Source organism: Azospirillum sp. B21 (assembly GCF_008364825.1).
Lineage (GTDB): Bacteria > Pseudomonadota > Alphaproteobacteria > Azospirillales > Azospirillaceae > Azospirillum.
On record NZ_VTTO01000019.1, the window covers coordinates 39,295 to 57,474 of the forward strand.

17 protein-coding genes are annotated in these 18,180 nt (G+C 69.5%); 7 read left to right on the forward strand and 10 right to left on the reverse strand.

Annotated elements, in window-relative coordinates:
* The first annotated feature begins 32 nt into the window (after positions 1 to 32).
* Together FZ983_RS28355 and FZ983_RS28360 are read left to right on the forward strand one after the other, a co-directional pair.
* Complete coding sequence (locus FZ983_RS28355) at positions 33 to 1,271, forward strand: glycosyltransferase family 4 protein (protein ID WP_149227717.1); 1,239 nt, start codon at positions 33 to 35, stop codon at positions 1,269 to 1,271.
* Positions 1,272 to 1,326: 55 nt separating this feature from the next.
* Positions 1,327 to 2,205, forward strand: a complete 879-nt coding sequence (locus tag FZ983_RS28360; RefSeq protein ID WP_149227719.1) for a TIGR01459 family HAD-type hydrolase — start codon at positions 1,327 to 1,329, stop codon at positions 2,203 to 2,205.
* 27 nt (positions 2,206 to 2,232) lie between these two features.
* Here the strand turns inward: FZ983_RS28360 and FZ983_RS28365 are convergent, their stop codons facing one another.
* Positions 2,233 to 2,550 carry a ribbon-helix-helix domain-containing protein gene (locus FZ983_RS28365; protein ID WP_149227721.1) on the reverse strand — a complete coding sequence of 106 codons (318 nt, stop codon included), beginning with the start codon at positions 2,548 to 2,550 and terminating at the stop codon, positions 2,233 to 2,235.
* Between the two features lie 315 nt (positions 2,551 to 2,865).
* Between FZ983_RS28365 and FZ983_RS28370 the strand changes: the two genes are divergently transcribed.
* The 4 genes from FZ983_RS28370 (at position 2,866) to FZ983_RS28385 (ending at position 6,881) form a co-directional block, all read left to right on the forward strand.
* Complete coding sequence (locus FZ983_RS28370; protein WP_149227723.1) at positions 2,866 to 4,038, forward strand: hypothetical protein; 1,173 nt, start codon at positions 2,866 to 2,868, stop codon at positions 4,036 to 4,038.
* A 13-nt stretch (positions 4,039 to 4,051) separates the two neighbouring features.
* Complete coding sequence (locus tag FZ983_RS28375; RefSeq protein ID WP_149227725.1) at positions 4,052 to 5,032, forward strand: SH3 domain-containing protein; 981 nt, start codon at positions 4,052 to 4,054, stop codon at positions 5,030 to 5,032.
* A 254-nt stretch (positions 5,033 to 5,286) separates the two neighbouring features.
* Positions 5,287 to 5,553 carry a hypothetical protein gene (locus FZ983_RS28380; protein ID WP_014246535.1) on the forward strand — a complete coding sequence of 89 codons (267 nt, stop codon included), beginning with the start codon at positions 5,287 to 5,289 and terminating at the stop codon, positions 5,551 to 5,553.
* A gap of 149 nt (positions 5,554 to 5,702) precedes the next feature.
* Positions 5,703 to 6,881: a TIGR03862 family flavoprotein gene (locus tag FZ983_RS28385; protein ID WP_247884022.1), complete on the forward strand. Its 1,179-nt coding sequence runs from the start codon at positions 5,703 to 5,705 to the stop codon at positions 6,879 to 6,881.
* Between the two features lie 277 nt (positions 6,882 to 7,158).
* On the opposite strand, the gene ahcY is transcribed toward FZ983_RS28385, so the two are convergent.
* A complete protein-coding gene (gene ahcY, locus FZ983_RS28390) occupies positions 7,159 to 8,457 on the reverse strand; it encodes an adenosylhomocysteinase (RefSeq protein ID WP_149227727.1) in 1,299 nt (432 codons plus the stop codon).
* A 221-nt stretch (positions 8,458 to 8,678) separates the two neighbouring features.
* Between ahcY and FZ983_RS28395 the strand changes: the two genes are divergently transcribed.
* Entirely contained in the window at positions 8,679 to 9,770 is a 1,092-nt protein-coding gene (locus FZ983_RS28395; protein WP_149227730.1) for a PA0069 family radical SAM protein, read from the forward strand.
* A 3-nt stretch (positions 9,771 to 9,773) separates the two neighbouring features.
* On the opposite strand, the gene FZ983_RS28400 is transcribed toward FZ983_RS28395, so the two are convergent.
* The 8 genes from FZ983_RS28400 to icmH form a co-directional block, all read right to left on the reverse strand.
* Positions 9,774 to 9,995: a hypothetical protein gene (locus tag FZ983_RS28400; protein WP_149227731.1), complete on the reverse strand. Its 222-nt coding sequence runs from the start codon at positions 9,993 to 9,995 to the stop codon at positions 9,774 to 9,776.
* Between the two features lie 102 nt (positions 9,996 to 10,097).
* Positions 10,098 to 11,402 (reverse strand): MFS transporter, encoded by a 1,305-nt coding sequence (locus FZ983_RS28405; protein ID WP_149227733.1) that lies wholly within the window; start codon positions 11,400 to 11,402, stop codon positions 10,098 to 10,100.
* Between the two features lie 52 nt (positions 11,403 to 11,454).
* Positions 11,455 to 11,739 carry a hypothetical protein gene (locus FZ983_RS28410; RefSeq protein WP_149227735.1) on the reverse strand — a complete coding sequence of 95 codons (285 nt, stop codon included), beginning with the start codon at positions 11,737 to 11,739 and terminating at the stop codon, positions 11,455 to 11,457.
* Entirely contained in the window at positions 11,739 to 12,269 is a 531-nt protein-coding gene (locus FZ983_RS28415) for a type II toxin-antitoxin system antitoxin SocA domain-containing protein (RefSeq protein ID WP_188092562.1), read from the reverse strand. The genes FZ983_RS28410 and FZ983_RS28415 overlap by 1 nt, the downstream gene beginning before the upstream one ends.
* 79 nt (positions 12,270 to 12,348) lie before the next feature.
* Positions 12,349 to 13,998, reverse strand: coding sequence for a protein arginine N-methyltransferase (locus FZ983_RS28420; RefSeq protein WP_149227739.1), 1,650 nt, complete (start codon positions 13,996 to 13,998; stop codon positions 12,349 to 12,351).
* A 118-nt stretch (positions 13,999 to 14,116) separates the two neighbouring features.
* Entirely contained in the window at positions 14,117 to 14,788 is a 672-nt protein-coding gene (gene tagF, locus FZ983_RS28425; RefSeq protein ID WP_247884018.1) for a type VI secretion system-associated protein TagF, read from the reverse strand.
* Positions 14,785 to 16,842 (reverse strand): type VI secretion system membrane subunit TssM, encoded by a 2,058-nt coding sequence (gene tssM / locus FZ983_RS28430; protein ID WP_149227741.1) that lies wholly within the window; start codon positions 16,840 to 16,842, stop codon positions 14,785 to 14,787. The genes tagF and tssM overlap by 4 nt, the downstream gene beginning before the upstream one ends.
* Before the next feature lie 10 nt (positions 16,843 to 16,852).
* A complete protein-coding gene (gene icmH / locus FZ983_RS28435) occupies positions 16,853 to 18,076 on the reverse strand; it encodes a type IVB secretion system protein IcmH/DotU (RefSeq protein ID WP_149227743.1) in 1,224 nt (407 codons plus the stop codon).
* Positions 18,077 to 18,180 lie beyond the last annotated feature (104 nt).

Here is an 18,180-nt window from a genome sequence, read left to right on the forward strand (position 1 = left end):
CCCGGGCCGCCCCTTGCGAAGCAGCCGGCATCATGGATTTCGACCCCCACCTTACCACCGACCCATCCCCGCGCAACGCGGACGCCCATCAGGCCACCCAGCTCCCCCACTGGCCGGGTGGCCGGGCGCCGACGGTGCTGCAGGTGGTGCCGACGCTGGTCACCGGCGGGGCGGAGCGCGGCTGCATCGACATGGCGCTCGCCCTGCAGGCCGCCGGCGGCACACCGCTGGTGGCATCGGAAGGCGGGCCGATGGTGCGCGAACTGGACCGCGCCCGCATCACCCACCTGACCCTGCCGTTGGCCTCCAAGAACCCGCTGACCATCCGCCGCAACGCCCGCCGGCTGGCCGCCATCATCCGCGAGCATAAGGTGGACATCGTCCATGCCCGCTCCCGCGCCCCGGCCTGGAGCGCGTGGCTGGCCTGTCGCGAGACCGGCGCGCGGTACATGACCACCTTCCACGCCCCCTACAATTTCGGCAGCGGGCCGGTCGGCGGCCGGCTGAAGCGCTGGTACAACTCGGTGATGGCACGGGGCGAGCGGGTGATCGCCATCTCTGGCTTCATCCGCGACCATGTGCTGGGCAACTATCCGGTCGATCCGGCGCGGGTGCGCGTCATCCACCGTGGCATCGACCGCAGCGTCTTCGCCCCCGACCGGGTCAGTCCGACGCGGCTGGTCACGCTCGCCAAGCAATGGAACCTGCCGGACGATCGGCCAGTGATCCTGCTGCCCGGCCGGCTGACCCGTTGGAAGGGCCAGATCGTGCTGATCGACGCACTGGCCAAGCTGGGGCGCAAGGACGTGCTGGCCCTGCTGGTCGGCTCCGACCAGGGCCGTACCGGATACCGGGAGGAGTTGGAGAACCGCATCGCCACCAACGGCCTGCGCGGCGTGGTGCGGATGACCGACCATTGCAGCGACATGGCCGCGGCCTACCTGTTGTCGACGGTGGTCGTCTCCGCCTCGCGGGAACCGGAGGCCTTCGGGCGGGTGATCGTGGAGGCGCAGGCGATGGGCAAGCCGGTGATCGTCTCGGCCATCGGCGCCTATCAGGAGACCGTGGTCCCCGGCGAGACCGCCTGGGTGGTGCCGCCGGACGATCCCGACGCGCTGGCCCGCGCGCTGGACGAGGCGCTGTCGCTGACGCCGGAGCAGCGCGACGCCATCGGCGCCCGTGCCATGGCCTTCGTGGCGGACCGCTACACCAAGGACCGTATGTGCGCCGATACGCTGGCGGTCTATGCGGAGTTGCTGCAACCACGCTGAGACCGGCTTGTTGACGCAATCCGACCTTCAACCCACCATCAACCGACCGGACACCATGGCCGACATCCGACAGATTTCCGGCATCGCCGAGGTCATCGACCGCTATGACGGGTTCATCCTGGACCTGTGGGGCGTTCTGCATGACGGCGAGCAGCCCTATCCCGGCGTGCCCGACTGCCTGGACCGCATGCGCGCCGCCGGCAAGACGCTGTGCCTTCTCTCCAACGCCCCGCGTCGCACCCCCGGTGTGATCGAGAAGCTGGACGGCATGGGGCTGGGGCGCGACCGCTACAACCATGTCATGACCTCGGGCGAGGCGACCTATGAAGCCCTGCGCGACCGCGACGATCCCTGGCATGCCGCGCTCGGCCGTCGGCTCTACCACATCGGGCCCGACCGCGACACCGATGTCTATGACGGGCTCGGCTATCAGGTTGCGGCAACTCCGGCCGAGGCAGACTTCGTCGTCAACACGGGCATCGTGACCTTCGGCGAGACGGTGGCGGATTATCAGCCGCAACTGGACGCCTGCCTTGCCGCCGGCCTGCCGATGATCTGCGCCAACCCGGATCTGGTGGTGATGGTCGGGCCGATGCTGGTGATCTGCGCCGGCACGCTGGCTGCCCGCTATGAGGAGATGGGCGGCGACGTGCGCCAGCACGGCAAGCCCCATGCCCCGGTCTATGAGCGCTGTTTCAAACTGTTGGGCATCGCGGACAAGAGCCGCATCCTGGGGGTGGGCGACAGCCTGCGCACCGATGTCGCCGGTGCCAATGCCGCCGGGATCGACGTGGCGCTGGTCACCGCCGGCATCCACCAGGAGGAATTGGGCGGGGCGGCCTGGGGCGAGGCGGTCGACCCGGTCAACCTGCGGGCATTGGCCGATGCCTCCGGCCATATGCCGACCTATGCGATGCCCAGCCTGCGCTGGTGAGCGTTCGTTGCCCGAGCCTGCGCGCGATCAGTCCATCGGAACCGCGTCGTCCAACGCCTTGCGCAGGAGGGGCGACGGACCGTCTTCCGAGAAGCCGCGGTTGCCGATGGCGGTGCGGAAATAGCTGACGATGAACACGCGGATGGAGGCGGTCAGGTTCGCCTCCCCCCGCCGTTCGTCGATCCGGCTGCAAATCTCGTTCAAGCTCAGCCGTTCACGCTCGCAGATTTCCTTCAGCGAGTCCCAGATGAACGGCTCCATCCTGAGGCTTGTTCGACGCCCGCTCACCTTCACGTTGCGGCAGAGCAGCCCCGGCCCTTCCTTACCTCCGCCCGTGCCCGCCATGGGAATTCCTGTTCCTCATCCGTTGCGCGTTCCGCCCGCTGGTTCGAGCCAATACATCCATTTGTGTGACGATATTGCAAGCGGCGTGTGCCGTCCAAGTCAATTTCGACCCACGGCTGCGGTTCGACGCGACAATCGGGCGCAGGCGGGTATCGCTTCCAACCGCAGATCGGCAGGTTGCCGGGAAAAGCCGCTTCCCTTGGCTCACACCTTCGCTATACCAGTGCCGAATCATTCCTGCGGGAATCGGGCGGACACCGATGGGGCGGAACGGCCTGACGGACGGACCGGGCGGTGGAAGAGGAAGGATCGGCGATGAAGCGACCGGGAAACGGACGATTCGCGGGCTGCGTCGCGGCCTGCACCATCGCTGCCCTGTTGGCCGGCGGAGCAACTCTTGCCCTGCCCTCCGGATATGCCCGGGCCGCGGAATCCGCCCCCACCGAACAGAGTCTGGAAGCCGCCATCCGTGCGCGCCTCGAGGCGATGCTGCCGGCGCCCTGGCGCATCGAAGCGCTGATGGTGGAGCCGCTGCCGCCCCCCGCCGCCCAGTCGCCGGAACCGCAAGCGGCGGCGCGGGTGACCGCCAGGGTGGTGCTGGGCGCTCCGACCTATCTGATCGACAGCCGCGAAGGGCCGGTGACTTTCCTGCGCCCGGCTGCCGATGCCGGTCTGGCGAAGAGCTGGGTCGCGACCGCGCTCGGCACCCGCGGCGCCGGCGGCTGGACGGTCACGCTGACGCCGCAGACCCCCGGCTTGCTCGAGGGCATCGGCAAGCCCGCGACGGAATTGCCCGGCCGCACTGTGGTGCTGGGCACGGCCGAAGCAAGGAGCCTGCGCGAGCAGTTGGACCGCGACGCCGCCCAACGGCTGGCCGACGACACCGAACGCCGCCGGCGCGAGGAGGAACGGCTGGCCCAGCAAACCGCCGCAGCCAAGGCCGAGGCAGCACGTGCCGAGACGGAACGCCGGGCGGTCGAGGCGCGCATCGCCCAGTTGGCGGACCTGCGCGGCAAGCTGGCCGGCAACGACCGCGCGATGCGGCTGGCCGCCTTCGAAGCGGCGCTGGGCGGCAACGACCCGGCACTGCGCCAGACGGCGATGGAGGCGGCGCTGCAAAGCCGCGATCCGGTGGTCGCCAATCTGGCGCTGAAGGACTGGATCGCGCGGCGCCGCGCCGTGCCGGTCCAGCTCTATTCCACCAAGGAGGATCCGAGTTCCGAGGTGGTGGTTCAGAATCTGGGACCGATGACCCTGGAGATCGACGGCTTCAGCCCGGTCAACGGGGCGTTGGCCGGCAAGCTGGGCGCCCCCGGCTACAGCATCGCGCGGCCGTCCAGCATCGTCGGCACCCTGGCGCAGACCGAACTGGCGGTGAACTCCTTCGGCTGCGCCCTGACCCTGCGGCTGACCGAACACCGGACGCTGGACGGGCTTCTGCGCTGCCAGACCCTGCCGACGCTGATCGCCCGCATCACGCTTGACTGAGGGGTGAGGGCCGATGGGCGACGCGTTTCCGAAAGAGCTCCGGCGGGCTTCGGCGCTGTCCCTGCTGCTGCTGACAGCCCCCTCCGGTGTGCTGGCCCAGATGCCAGCCCAGATGCCGGCCCAGATGCCGGCCGAGCGTTTCACCCCGCCCGCCGCCCCGATCGTCGCCCTGCCCCGCCTGACCCCCGCTCGACCCGTCTCGCCTTTGCCGAATCCTGCCGTGGTCTGGGAACATCCGCCGGAGGTGCCCGCCCCGCTGTCGCCGGTCAGCCCGCAGGCCGGCCCGGCTGCCACCCCGATCCGGACACCCACCCCGGCGGCGAGAACGCCGGAGCCGAAGCCCGTCGATCCCCAGGACATCGGCCAAAAAAGTGGCGATGCGGGGCAAGCCCTCGCCGCGGTTCCTCCACTGCCACGGGTAAAGCCGCAGCCCGAACCTGCCGGCCAGCCGGCGCCGAAAGAGCCGGAGAAGACCGTTGCCGCCCGGCGGACGATGGTTGCCACCGCCGGCATCTACCTGCGCGCCACGCCGGACGCCAAGGGCCGGGTCCTCGACACCGTGGAGAAAGGCGACCGTGTGGAGGCCTTCGGTGCGCCGGTGAATGGCTGGCAGCGGGTGGGGCGTGCCGACAAGCCGCAGGGCTACGTCACCAGCGCCTACCTGACGGAGGTCGCGGCTGACCGCGGCGAGCCCGCCTCCGCGCCCAAGGCCGGCCGCTATGCCAAGGCCGACCGCGAGGACCGCGGCTGCGCCCTGCCCGGCGACTTGCCGGAGCGGCAGACCGCCCGACTGCCCCAGGGCACCGTCGCCCGGCTGCGCGCCGCCGGCAATTTGCGCGTCGCCCCGGTCTGCGATGCCAAGGTGCTGGACGTGCTTGATGCGGGCGAGCGCGTGACGGTGATGGAGGCGGTCGGCGGCTGGTACAAGGTCGGGCGGAAAGGCAAGGCGCTGGGCTATGTCGGCGCGGCGCTGCTCGTTCCCGCCAAACGCTGAAGGGGCTGCGCCGGAAAGCGGTACGGAGCTACCCGGAAGGTCACGCAGCGACCCTCCGTGAAGGGGCTTGTTCGCCCGTGAAAAAGGATTCTACAACAAGGGGGAGGCCGAACTATCGCGGACGAACGGAGCCCCTGCAAAAATGAGCCGGGGCGTACCCGTTACCTCCGACGGTTCGACCACTCCCGCCGGCCATGCGGTGCCGGTCCGGCCGGGCGGGGGCGCGAAGCACGACCGGGACAAGGATCCACACGATGTCGACCCAACACAAACAAGCCATGGACGCGGTCCTGCAGGCCGCCGCGCACGACATCGTCGCCACCCTGCAGGAGCGGGACATCACCGACCGCCACAGCGAGGAAGGGGATCTCGTCGTCCTCGACGTCGCCATCCTGCACGCATACCGCATCTTCATGCGCATCTGCGAGGAGAATGGCCTGGAGGTCGACGCCGGCTATTTCGCCGATCTCGCCGCCGACCTCGCCGAGGAAGTGGCGCAGGACCAGGATTACGAGGACTGAACTCGGGAAACCGAGGTCGAGACGAGAATGCCCCCGCCCTTCCCCGCGCAGCACGGGAAGGGCGGGGGCACGTCCTTTTGTGAAAGCCCCGCCAAGTGCCCCATACCACCCCTGACGTGGCAATCGTCGGCGCCGGCCCCGCCGGGCTGATGGCGGCGGAAATCGTCGCAGCCGCCGGCCTGCGGGTCGCCGTGTTCGATCACACGCCCACCCCGGCGCGCAAGCTGCTGCTGGCCGGGCGCGGCGGGCTGAACCTGACCCATTCGGAACCGCTCGACCGCTTCCTGCCGCGTTACGGTGCGGCGGAACCGCTGTTCCGCCGACTGCTGGCCGGTTTCTCGCCCGACGACCTGCGCGGCTGGGCCGCCGGGCTGGGCATCGAGACCTTCGTCGGCAGCAGCGGCCGCGTCTTTCCGGTGCAGATGAAGGCCTCCACTCTGGTCCGGGCTTGGCTGCGGCGGCTGGACGGGCTGGGCGTCACCCTGCACAGCCGCCACCGCTGGACCGGCTGGGACGAGGCCGGTGCTCTGACTTTCCGGAATGGCGAAGAAACCATCACCGTCGCCCCACGCGCCACCCTGCTGGCGCTGGGCGGAGCAAGTTGGCCGCGCACCGGTTCGGACGGCGGCTGGGTCCCGCTGCTGGAGGGGCTGGGGGTGGAGGTGGCGCCACTGGTGCCGTCCAACATGGGCTTCGAGGTGCCCTGGTCCGATCATCTGCGCAGCCGCTTCGCCGGCCAACCGGTGAAAAGCGTCGGCTTGTCCGCTGCCGGCCGCCGGTTGAAGGGCGAGTTCGTCATCACCGAGACCGGGATCGAAGGCGGTGCCGTCTATGCGCTGAGCGCCCCGCTCCGCGACGCCATCACCGCGGAGGGCTGGGCGACCCTGACGCTGGACCTGCTGCCGGACATGGCCGAGGCCGAACTGGTCAAGCGCCTGCGCCGCCGCGGTGCGGAGTCGCTCTCCACCTTCCTGAAGAAGTCGCTGTCCTTGACCGGCCCGCGCGCCGCGCTGCTGCGCGAGTTCGCGCCCGCCGCCGACCTGACCGACCCGGTGACGCTGGCCCGGCAGATCAAGGGGCTGTCGGTGGTGCTGACCGGCGTCCGCCCGATCGAGCGCGCCATTTCCTCGGCCGGCGGCGTCCGCCTGCCGGAACTGGACGAGCGGCTGATGCTGACCCGCCGCCCCGGCCTGTTCCTGGCCGGCGAGATGCTGGACTGGGAGGCGCCGACCGGCGGCTATCTGCTGCAGGGCTGCTTCGCCATGGGTGTTGCGGCCGGCAAAGGGATAGTGGAGTGGCTGGGGATGAGGATCTCGGGCGCGGAATGACTTCGGCTTCGAGGGTAATTCGGCATCCCGAGGCAACATTTACACGGATATCACGGATTTAAACACGGATATCACGGATTTTTATTATGGCTTGCTGGAGCCGATGTTCCTTGGCCGGCGGCAGCCTTGCCGGACAACATCCGTGAAATCCGTGTCTAAATCCGTGACATCCGTGTCGATCTTGCCTGACACCTCCGCTCCTCCCAAGAGACCAGAACCTAAAAGAAAAAAGGGCCGCCCCACCGGGACGGCCCTTCTTTTTCAACCCCACGCCCGCTTAGTAGCGGTAGTGGTCCGGCTTGTACGGGCCGGCGGTCGGCACGCTGATGTAGGCGGCCTGCTTGTCGGTCAGGGTGGTCAGCTTGGCGCCGATCTTCTCCAGATGCAGGCGGGCGACCTTCTCGTCCAGGTGCTTGGGCAGAACGTAGACCTTGTTCTCGTAGTTGGCGGCGTTGGTCCACAGCTCGATCTGGGCCAGCACCTGGTTGGTGAAGCTGGCGCTCATCACGAAGCTGGGGTGGCCGGTGGCGCAGCCCAGATTGACCAGACGGCCCTGGGCGAGGACGATCAGGCGCTTGCCGTCGGGGAACACGACCTCGTCGACCTGCGGCTTGACCTCTTCCCAGACCAGATTGCGCAGGGCATCGATCTGGATCTCGCTGTCGAAGTGGCCGATGTTGCAGACGATGGCGCGGTCCTTCATGGCCCGCATGTGGTCGATCGTGATGACGTCGACGTTGCCGGTCGCCGTGACGAAGATGTCGCCCTGCGGAGCGGCATCTTCCATCGTCACGACCTGATAGCCTTCCATGGCGGCCTGCAGGGCGTTGATCGGGTCGATCTCCGTCACCAGGACGCGCGCACCCTGCGAGCGCAGGCTGGCGGCCGAGCCCTTGCCCACGTCACCGTAACCGGCGACGACGGCGACCTTGCCGGCGACCATGACGTCGGTGGCGCGCTTGATGCCGTCGACCAGCGACTCGCGGCAGCCATAGAGGTTGTCGAACTTCGACTTGGTGACGCTGTCGTTCACGTTGATGGCCGGAACCTTCAGCGTGCCCTTCTTCATCATCTCATACAGACGATGCACGCCGGTGGTGGTCTCTTCCGACAGGCCGCGGACGCCGTCCAGCATCTCCGGATACTTGTCGTGCATGATCTGGGTGACGTCGCCGCCATCGTCCAGGATCATGTTCGGGGTCCAACCGTCCGGACCGCGCAGGGTCTGCTCGATGCACCACCAGAACTCCTCCTCCGTCTCGCCCTTCCAGGCGAAGACCGGGATGCCGGCGGCGGCGATGGCGGCGGCGGCCTGATCCTGGGTGGAGAAGATGTTGCAGGACGACCAGCGCACGGTGGCGCCGAGCGCGGTCAGCGTCTCGATCAGCACGGCGGTCTGGATGGTCATGTGCAGGCAGCCGACGATGCGGGCGCCGGCCAGCGGCTTGCTGTCGCCGAACTCGGACCGCAGGGCCATCAGGCCCGGCATCTCGGTCTCGGCGATGGTGATCTCCTTGCGGCCCCAGTTCGCGAGGCTGATGTCCTTGACCTTGTAGTCCGTGAATTCGGCGGCCATGAGGGATGACTCCTGGTGGGCGGTGACGATTCGGGCAGCGGAGATTCAGGCGCGCCGGATCCCCGGCCCTGCCGCTGTAATTGGCGAAGGGTGTATCAGCGGTTCCGGAACCATGCAAGCATAAAGATATCTTTATGTTTGCTGGGTATGCTCGGCAAACCAAGCACCGATGGCGCTTTTGTTCGCTTTACGTTCTAGTTACCCGCGGCTAAGCTGCCGCCATGGATGAGATCAAGCGACCGCCGATCAAGGGACGTGGTGCGGTGAGCAACGCCACCGGCCGCTTCGAGCGCGAGACCCGCGTCCTGACCGACGACGGCTGGACCGGCTATGCGTCCGGCGGGAACGAGGCGCTGTCCGATCCCGTGCGCACCACAGTAACCCCGGCGTCGGCCAAATCGATCATCGCCCGCAACGAATCGCCCGACATCCCCTTCGACCGGTCGGTGAACCCGTACCAGGGCTGCGAGCACGCCTGCATCTACTGCTTCGCCCGGCCGACCCATGCCTATCTGAACCTGTCGCCGGGGCTGGATTTCGAGACGAAACTGTTCGCCAAGCGCAACGCGGCGGATCTGCTGGCGAAGGAGCTGCGGGCGAAATCCTATGTCTGCCAGCCGCTGGCGCTGGGCGCCAACACCGACGCGTACCAGCCGGTCGAGCGGACGGAAGGCATCACCCGGCGCGTGCTGGAGGTCTGCCGCGACTTCAACCAACCGGTCAGCATCATCACCAAATCGGCGCTGGTGCTGCGCGACCTCGACATCCTGGCGCCGATGGCGGCGCAGGGGTTGGCATCGGTGGCGATCTCCGTCACCACCCTGGACCGCGACCTCGCCCGTGTGATGGAGCCGCGGGCCAGTACCCCGCCGCGCCGGCTGGAGACCATCCGCACCCTGGCGGAGGCCGGCGTACCGGTCGCGGTGCTCGCCAGCCCGATGATCCCGGCGCTGAACGACCACGAGTTGGAGTCGATTCTGGAGACGGCGGCCGGTGCCGGAGCCACCGCCGCCAGCTATATCCTGCTGCGCCTGCCGCTGGAGATCGCCACCCTGTTCGAGGAGTGGCTGCGCACCCACGCCCCCAACCGAGCCGACCGCGTGCTGAGCCTGATGCGGCAGAGCCGCGACGGAGCGCTCTACCGCTCCGGCTTCGGCACGCGGATGAAGGGCACCGGTCCTTACGCCGAGCTTCTGCGCCACCGCTTCAAGCTGGCCTGCCGGAAGCACGGATTGGGCGACCGGAGTTGGCAGCTCGACTGCAGCCGCTTCCGGGTGCCGCCGGCCGCCGGGGACCAGCTGTCGCTGTTGTGACGGTCAGGAGCGGCGGAGCATCTTGGCCCAGGGCGACAGCGGGTCGGCCGATTTGGAAACGGCCGACAGCGGAAGGCGGCCGGTCGCCAGCATCGCCATCACCAGCGCGGGATGGGCCGGGCTGGCGGTGTCGTGGCCGGCATGATCGGCCTGCCCGGTGCCGGCGTCCTCGTTCAGCGCCTCGTTGATGCGGGCGAAGGCTTCGATATCGTTGATGTGCAGCATGGTCCGTACCCCTCGGCTTCGACTTTTGTGCGTCGCAGCAAAAACGAAGGTAACAGCTCTGCCCTCGAATGATCTCATGTGCGGCGCTTTGACGCGGCCTTTTTAACGGGCCGGTTCGCGAACCGCCAGCATAAGCCCGAATCCGATCACGAAGAAAGCAAGAACCGTCGCCATGCCGACGCGCTGGCTGGCGAAGGCCTGGGTGGCCAGCCCGAACAGCAGCGGCCCGAAGAAGCCGACGAAGCGTCCGGTCAGGCTGTAGAGCCCGAACATCTCGCCCGCCATGCCCGGCGGGGCCAACCGCGCCATCATCGAGCGTCCCGCTGCCTGCGCGGGTCCGAAGAACAGCCCCAGCCCCAGCGCGAAGACCCAGAACCACAACCGGTCAGTCGCCAGCAGCAGCGGCACGCTGCACAGAGACATGCCGGCCAGCGCGATCAGGATCACCGGCTTGGCCCCCGCCCGGTCGTCCATCCAGGCGAAGCCGATGGCCCCCGCCCCCGCCACCACGTTCAGCACGATGGCGAAGACCAGGATTTCCTCGAAGCTCATGCCGAAGGTGCCGGCGGCGAAGATGCCGCCGAAGGCGGTGATGGTGTTGATGCCGTCGCGGTAGAAGGCGCTGGCGATCAGGAAGCGCATCACCTGCCGGTAGCGCCGGGCTTCGCGCAACGTGGCGACCAGCGTCGCCACCCCCTCCCGTGCCGCACGCAATAGGCCCTGGCCGGTGGAGGGCTCGTCCGGCACCCACAGGAAATAGGGCAGCGCGAAGACCCCGTACCACACCGCGGCCAGCAGCGCGGTAGCACGGACATTCGCCTGCTCCCCCCAATCCACCCACTCCAGTCCGAACAGGCCGAACAGCGGGGCCGGCGCCTGGACGAAGCCGACCAGCGCCAGGACGAGGCAGGTCAGCCCGCCGAAATAGCCGATGCCCCAGCCCCAGCCCGACACCCGGCCCAGCAGCCGTTGCGGCACCAGCCCCGGCAGGGTGGCGTTGTAGAAGACGTTGGCCAACTCGAACGACACCGTGGCGATCACCACGCAGGCGAGCGCGTAGGCTGCATCGGCCGGATCGGGCCTGACCCACCAGAGCGCCACGGTGAAGGCCACCGTCAGCCCGGTGAACAGCGCCATCCAGGGCTTGCGCCGCCCCGCCCGGTCGGCGATGGCACCCAGGACCGGGCTGAGCAGCGCAATGGCGACGCCGGCCGCGGTCATCGCCGCCCCCCAGCGCGCCGTGCCCTCCACCGGGTCGCCGACCACACCGCGGGCGAAATAGACCGAGAAGACGAAGGTCGTGATGATGGTGTTATACGCGGAATTCGCCCAGTCGTAGAGGCACCAGGACGCGATGGCGCGGCGGGAGGGGACATCGCTGGAAGGAAGCTGGCGGTCATCAGTCATCGGTGGGCGCACGGCTTGGACACTCCCGGATGCCGGCGCCCGGACCGCGCCGTCAGACGTTCTTACACAAGCCTTCACGTTCGACAAAGACGCCGACGGCACTCACGAAAACATCGCCGACCAGCAGCTTCAGAATCATCGGATAGGTGAAGAGGCTGACGCCGGGCAGGTAATCGACAAAGGCGCAATCGCCCGACCGGTTGGCCCAGTTGGTGTCGTTTTCAGCATAGGCGCAGGCAGCGTCGAAAGACTGGCGCAACCCCACATACATTGAGCGGTTTTGTTCGTTCACCCAGCGCAGAAGCGCAGGATGCTGATGCAGAACCCAAGTCGTCATCAGTGAAGGCCGGCCGCCCTTTCAAACGCTTCCGCAAGATTTCGGGGCCGGGTGGGACGGGGGACGAGCTTTTCGGCCAGTTCCTGCTTGAACCAGTCACGGATCATGGTGTTGGGGATGACCTTGCGCTTCGGTCCTTTCCCCTCCCCGTGGTTCCACACCCGGTCCCAGGGAGAGCCGCCCTCGTGGGTCAGATCCACCAGTTGGGAGGAGTGGAGCCTTGCATACTGATCCCAGACATTATCGATCAGACGCTTGGCACTGGACGATAGAACATGATCGGGCTCGGTAAGGAGATAGGGCGGAAGCGGATCACTGCCGCAGTCCTTGAACCGATCCAGCAGTTCCGGCACCACAGGTCCCAATGGCAGTGCGCGAATTTCTTCGCGGAACAGCGGCTCGTCGGTCAGGGCGAGATGCCAGCCTTGGCAAAGATAGACCAGCTTTTGCAGGCCGAGTTGCTTCAGCGGCTCGCCATCCGGCTTGCAGCCTTTCGCAATCAGGTAGTCGGCAACGAAATCGACGTCCAACCGCGTTCTCGCCAGACATAAAGTGGTATGAGGCTTTTTATCCTATACTTCCGAGTCGGCGCTGTCCACACCTTACCACTTATCCCCCCATCAATCCGTCGATCCCGAAGGAGATCTGGTTGTTGTCGTAGCGGGCGACGATGCGCAGGCGGTCGCCGGCCGACAGCGCGATCGGCTTTTCCAGGAAGGTCATCGCCTGCTTCCAATGGTTGGTGCGGGCGCGGCTTTCCGACTTGTAGACCACCTCGTCGTCCATGAAGAGGTCGAACCAGAAGGCGACGCCGTGGCAGGTGCCGGCGGTGACGATGGTCACGTCGATCACCCGCTCACCCTCTTCCGGCATGTTGCGGGTGAAGTCGAAATCCAGCGCGGTGAAGGGCGTCGACAGCGGCGTGTGGGCGTCGGCGCCGAGGTCGATCTGCTGGTAGCCGGGGGAGCGGAAGACGTCGAAGCTGCCCATGTCGAAGCCGTCGATGCTCTCCACCGGGTTGATGCGGGCCAGTTCCGGCGTCTCCACCAGCATGGCGTAGACGGTGGAGGCGCGCGGGATGATGGCGCCGCCCGGCTTCACCAGATGGGTGCGGGCATGCTGCAGCACCGACAGCATGCGCGGGGCCAGCATGCCGATGTTGATCAGTTCCGACACGAAGACGTCGGCCTTTTCCGGCAGGTCGCCGCCCTCCCCCACCGTCAGTTGGGTGGACAGGCGCGGCACCACGTCGATGCGGTCGGCATAGCCGTTGCGCGCCACCGTTTCCTTGGCGACGCGGGCCAGGATCGGGTTGACCTCGCAGGTCACCACCTTCTTCGCGCCGGCGCGCGCCGCCATCATGGCGACGATGCCGGAGCCGGTGCCGATCTCCAGCACCAGCTGGCCGGGCGTCACCGCCCGTTCCAGCGACTGCTTGTAGGCCTCGTTCCGCTCGAAATCGTTGATCATCGGCAGGTGCCAGCCGGGCACCGCGTTGGAATAGATCAGCCGGCGGGTGAACTTCACCATCGGGTGGTCGGGCGCCTGCTCGCGCGCCGCCTCGATCACCTCGATGGCTTCGGCGGCGCGGTCCAGGCTCTGCAGCACATGGGCGAGACCGACCTGGGCGGGGACGAAGCGCGGGGCGGCGGCCAGCACGACGCGGAACTCTGCCTCCGCCTCGACCAGCCGGCCGCGGGTGGAGAGCAGTTCGGCCAGGCTGTAATGGACGTCGAGATAGTCGGGGGCCTGCTCCAGCGCGGTGCGGAAATGCTGCTCCGCCTCCTCCAGCTCGCCCAGCTCGCGCAAGGTGGCGGCGAGGAAATGGTGCATCTCCGGCGCCACCGGCCGGAGGTCCAGCGCGGCGCGGAAGCAGTCCGCCGCTTCCTCCAGCCTCGTCTGCACCTTCAGGGCGTTGCCGAGGTTGCCGTGCAGTTCCGGCAGGCGCGGGTTGATGGCGAGGCCGGCGCGAAAGGCCTCCTCCGCCTCCGCCGCGCGGCCCTGCTGGAAGAGCAGGCTGCCGCGGCTGTTGTGGAAGGACGGGTCGTTGCCGTTCTCCACGATGGCCTGGGCGAACAGGGTCAGCGCATAATCGGGATGGTCGGTGTGGGCGGCGACCAGTCCCAGCAGATGCAGCGCCTGGGCATTGTGCGGATCCGTCGCCAGGATCGCCCGGCAGACCTCCTCCGCCCCCGCCAGATCGTTGCCGCGGAAACGCTTGGCCGCTTCCATCAGAGTCGGGACGGGGGTGTCGGTCATCGCTGCGGCTCCAGGGGACGGCGGGAACACGAAAAGATCGCCGCACAATACCGGGAATTGCCGCTCCGCTACAGCCCTTCGATCTGGGGCGTTGGACCCGGGATGCACGCTCCCCCCTCTACCCCTCGCCGGCATTCTCCCAGCCCCAGCGGTCCCAGGCGCCGTCGAGGAAGGCGGTCAGGCGCGGACCGGCGGGAAGGCCGGAACAGGACAGCAGCGACGGGGCGACGCGCCCGGCGCCGCGGGTCCACCACAGGCTGGCATCCTCACCCAGCGGGCCGGACAGGCGGGTCAGCAGGGCGCGGGTGGCGGGGCTGACGCGCTCCGGCTCCGGACGGCCGAGGATGGCGAGGCGGGCCGGCAGCCCCTCCACATCGGCGCCGGCGCGGCAGGCGTCCGCCGCCAGAGCCTCGGCACGGGACAGCCACGCGGCGCAGGCGGCGGGGGCGGCGGCGATGTCGAAGCCGGCGGGGAGGCCGGCGGCGATGGTGAAGGGGTACTGGCGGCCGACCCGGTCGGCGCTGGGCATCCACACACCCACCAGCGGGGTGGCGCCGCACAGGCCGGCGGACAGGGCGAAGCGCCAGACCGGAGCCTGGGCGAACAGCGGGTCCCACTCGCCGCCCAGCCGCCGCCCGGCCTCGCCCAAGGCGGCCGACAGCCAGCGGTCCCAGGGGCCGAGAACCGCCGCCGGCAGGCCATGGCCGACGAAATCGCCCCGCGCCGGCACCTTGCCATGGAAGCCCATCACCGGATCGGCGCCGCGCGGCGTGCCGAACGATCCCATCATGGCAGCGCGGCCCGGCCGGATTGGGGTGTCAGTTGCGGAACGGACTGGGCCAGCACCTCCTCGACACGGGCGACCAGCGCCTCGTCGGGCGGGACGGGGGCGAAGCCGATGGCGAACAGGGCGGCCAGATGGTCGCCCAGCGCGCGGCGGCGTGCCTCGTTGGCCGGGCCGGACAGCGTGCGCTGCCAGTCCAGCGCCACCCATTCCGCGAGCGCACCGGCATCCATCGTCTCCGCCCCGCCGACCATGCGGTAGATGCGCAGGGTCCGGCGCAACTGGTCGGGCAAGGCCCAGTCGGCGCGCAGCCGCTCCTCCAGCCGCAGGGCGATGCGGGCAAGGAACTGGGTGCGCAGGGCTCGGCGGTAGGCCTCCTGCGCCGGGTCGGCGATGCGCCCACCCTGGTACAGGCCGCCGGCCAGCGCGGGCTCGGCCCAGCTGTGCGCGGTGTCGAAGGCCATCGGCAGGGCGCGCAGGGCGTCCAGCGCCGGCAGGATCGCCGCCGGGTCGGCGTCATCGACGCGAATCAGGGAGCGCGGCGGCGTGTCGAGCGGGCGCAGCGCCGCCTCCACCGCTGCGGCGCCGGCATCGGCGCGCTCCAGCAGGGCGGCGTTGCCGCGGGCGCTGACCAGCCACCAGCCGCCAACCAGCAGGGCCAGCGTCAGTGCGGCCATGGCGGACAGGGCGCTCCGGCGGCGGCGGGCGCGCTCCACCGCCCGGTCGAGCCGGGCGAGGTTGGCCTCGGGGAAGACCATTTCGGGCAGCAGGCGGTCCAGGAAATAGGTGGAGGCGCGGACGGCCGGGTCCGGCTCCAGCAGGGCGAGCGCCCCGCCGGTCTGGGTGGCGCTGGTCAGGTACAGGCCGCGCAGACGGGGCGTCTCCTCGCCATGCTCGGAGCCGAAGACGGTGTCGACGATGTCGGCCAGCGCCGGCTCCAGCTCCGCCACGCGCAGCGGCAGGGCGAAGGCATCGCCGCGGCGGCGCAGGTCCGGTTCCTGATGCAGCCGGTCGAGCAGCCGTTCGTCCAACCGGCGCACCAGCCCGGCATAGAGATCGCGGAAGACCGGCAGCGGGCTGACGGCTGATTTGGCCGCCCGCTCGTCCGACGGCAGGGTCAGCCCCCATACTTGCGAACGCGCCTCGCGGTCCAGCGGATCGAAGAAGGTGGTGAAGCCGTCCAGCAGGTCGGCCTTGGTCAGCAGCAGATAGACCGGCAGCCGCAAGCCCAGCTGCACCCGGAGCTCGTTCAGGCGCTGGCGGATCAGGATGGCGTGGTTACGCCGCTCCACCTCGTCCCAGGCGGCGAGGTCCGGCAGGCTGAGCGTCAGCAGGACGCCGTTGGCCGGCTGGAGCGGCCGGTGTTCCTTCAGCAGGTCGAGCAGGCCGGACCACACCCGCCCGTCCACCGCGCGCCGGCTGTCCTGGGTGGTGTAGCGGCCGGCGGTGTCGATCAGCACGGCACGGTCGGTGAACCACCAGTCGCAGTTGCGGGTGCCGGCCAGCCCGGCCAGCGGCTCCACGATGCTGCCGTCCGCCGCGGTGGCCCCAAGCCCAGCGTTGGTCAGCGCCGTCGTCTTGCCCGAACCGGGGGCGCCGATCACCAGATACCAGGGCAACTGGTAGAGATAGCGGCCGCCGCGCCGCTTGCGCAGCCGCGCCAGCACCGCGTCCATCCGCTTGCGCACCGTGGCGATCTCTTCCAGCGAGGCCTTCAGCTCCGGGTCGCGGGTGGCGGCCAGCGCTTGCAGCAGGCGGGCGTTGGCGGCGCGCTCGCGGGCATCGATCCGGCGGTTGACCGCCACCCAGCCGGCCAGCGCCAGCACCAGCGGCAGCAGCCGGACGCTCCAGTCGGCCTGGACGGTCGGCACCAGATGGGGAGCCAGCACGGCGGCCAGCCGCGGTAGCAGCAGCCAGCCGGCCAGTCCAAGCGCCAGCGCCCCGGTCAGCGACAGCGCCCAGCGGGTGCGGGCGGAGCGGTGCGGCGACGGAACGGCGGCGGGCTTGCGGCGGCGCTTGGGCGGTTTGGCGCCTGCCTTTGCGGGACGGGGATCGGCCATGGCGGGCGCCCTATTGCGGGTAGAGGCGGATGTCGATCCGCCGGTTGGCGTCGCGCCCGGCGGGCGTATCGTTCAGGGCGACAGGTTCCTGGTCGCCATGCCCCTCGGCCGACAGGCGGGTGGAGGCGATGTTGCGCTCCAGCAGCTTGCGCACGGCTTCGGCGCGGGCGTCGGTCAGGGCCGGGGCGGTGGGCAGCCGGCCTGTCGCCGGGGTCTGGTCGTCGGTGTGAGCGACCACCAGGACGCTGCCGGGCTCCGCCGCCAGGGTCTGACCCACCCGCTCCACGATGGCGCGGTGGCGAGCCTTCACGGCGTCGCTGCCGGTGGCGAACATCGCCGCCGCGGGGATGCGGATCACCAGGGCGCCGTCCTCCCCTGCCAGAACCTCAACGGCGCCGATGCGGATTTCCGGGGCGAGCTGGCCGGTGATGCGGGCGATCAGGGCGGGGCCGGCGGTGGGCGGCGGCGGCGGGACCATCCGCGCGATTTCGATCGGGCGGTCGGGCAGCAAGGCGGCGATGCGGGCGGCCACCGGCTCCGCCTGCCGGTCCAGGGTGCCGGCGAGATGAACATAGAGGCCGGACAGGCCCAGCGCCACCACCGCCCAGACGATCCAGCCGGGCAAGGTGCCGCCCCCCAGCGGGCGGAACGGCTCCGCCACCCCGGCCCAGGCGGGAGACAGCTCCGCCGCCACGTCGCCGCGGGCCCGGCGCAGGATGCGGTACAGCTCGTCGCGCAGGCGGGCGAGGTCGTGAGCGCCACCGGGCTTGTCGCGGAACCGCCCTTCGAAGCCCAGCGACAGGCAGGCGTAGAACAGCTCCAGCGCATGCCGATGGCGGCGCGGGTCGCCCAGCATGCCGTCGAGCAGGTCGAAGAAGCGCACCCCGGCACCGGGCTCCGCGACCGAGGCCCCGCCATGGCCGGCGGCGCGGGCGACATCGTCCAGCGTGGCGGACAGCGCGACACGGGCGGCGGCGATGTCGTCCGGGTCGAGGCCGGCAGCGGCGGCCTCGCGGTCGAAGTGCTCCAGCGCGGCAGCGGCGGCGGCGCGGGGCGGATCGGCGAGGGCGCGGTCGCGCAAGCTCCCGGCCAGCGCCAGCACCGGGGCAGCGACGGTCAGCAGCGGGTTGAGGGAATCGCGGGGGCGGGGGGGTGGATCGGTGGCGTCTCGGGTGGGCAGGGGCGCGGCCTCCGCCAGCAGCGCCGCTCCGTCCAACTGTTCGTCCGCCTGCATGTCTCGTCCGCTGTGGGGGAATTTCGGGGGGAGGTATAGCAGCGCCGGGGCGGTGGGGGGAACCTGGGGGTGGGGCTGCGTTGCGGATGCCCCCTCCCCATCCC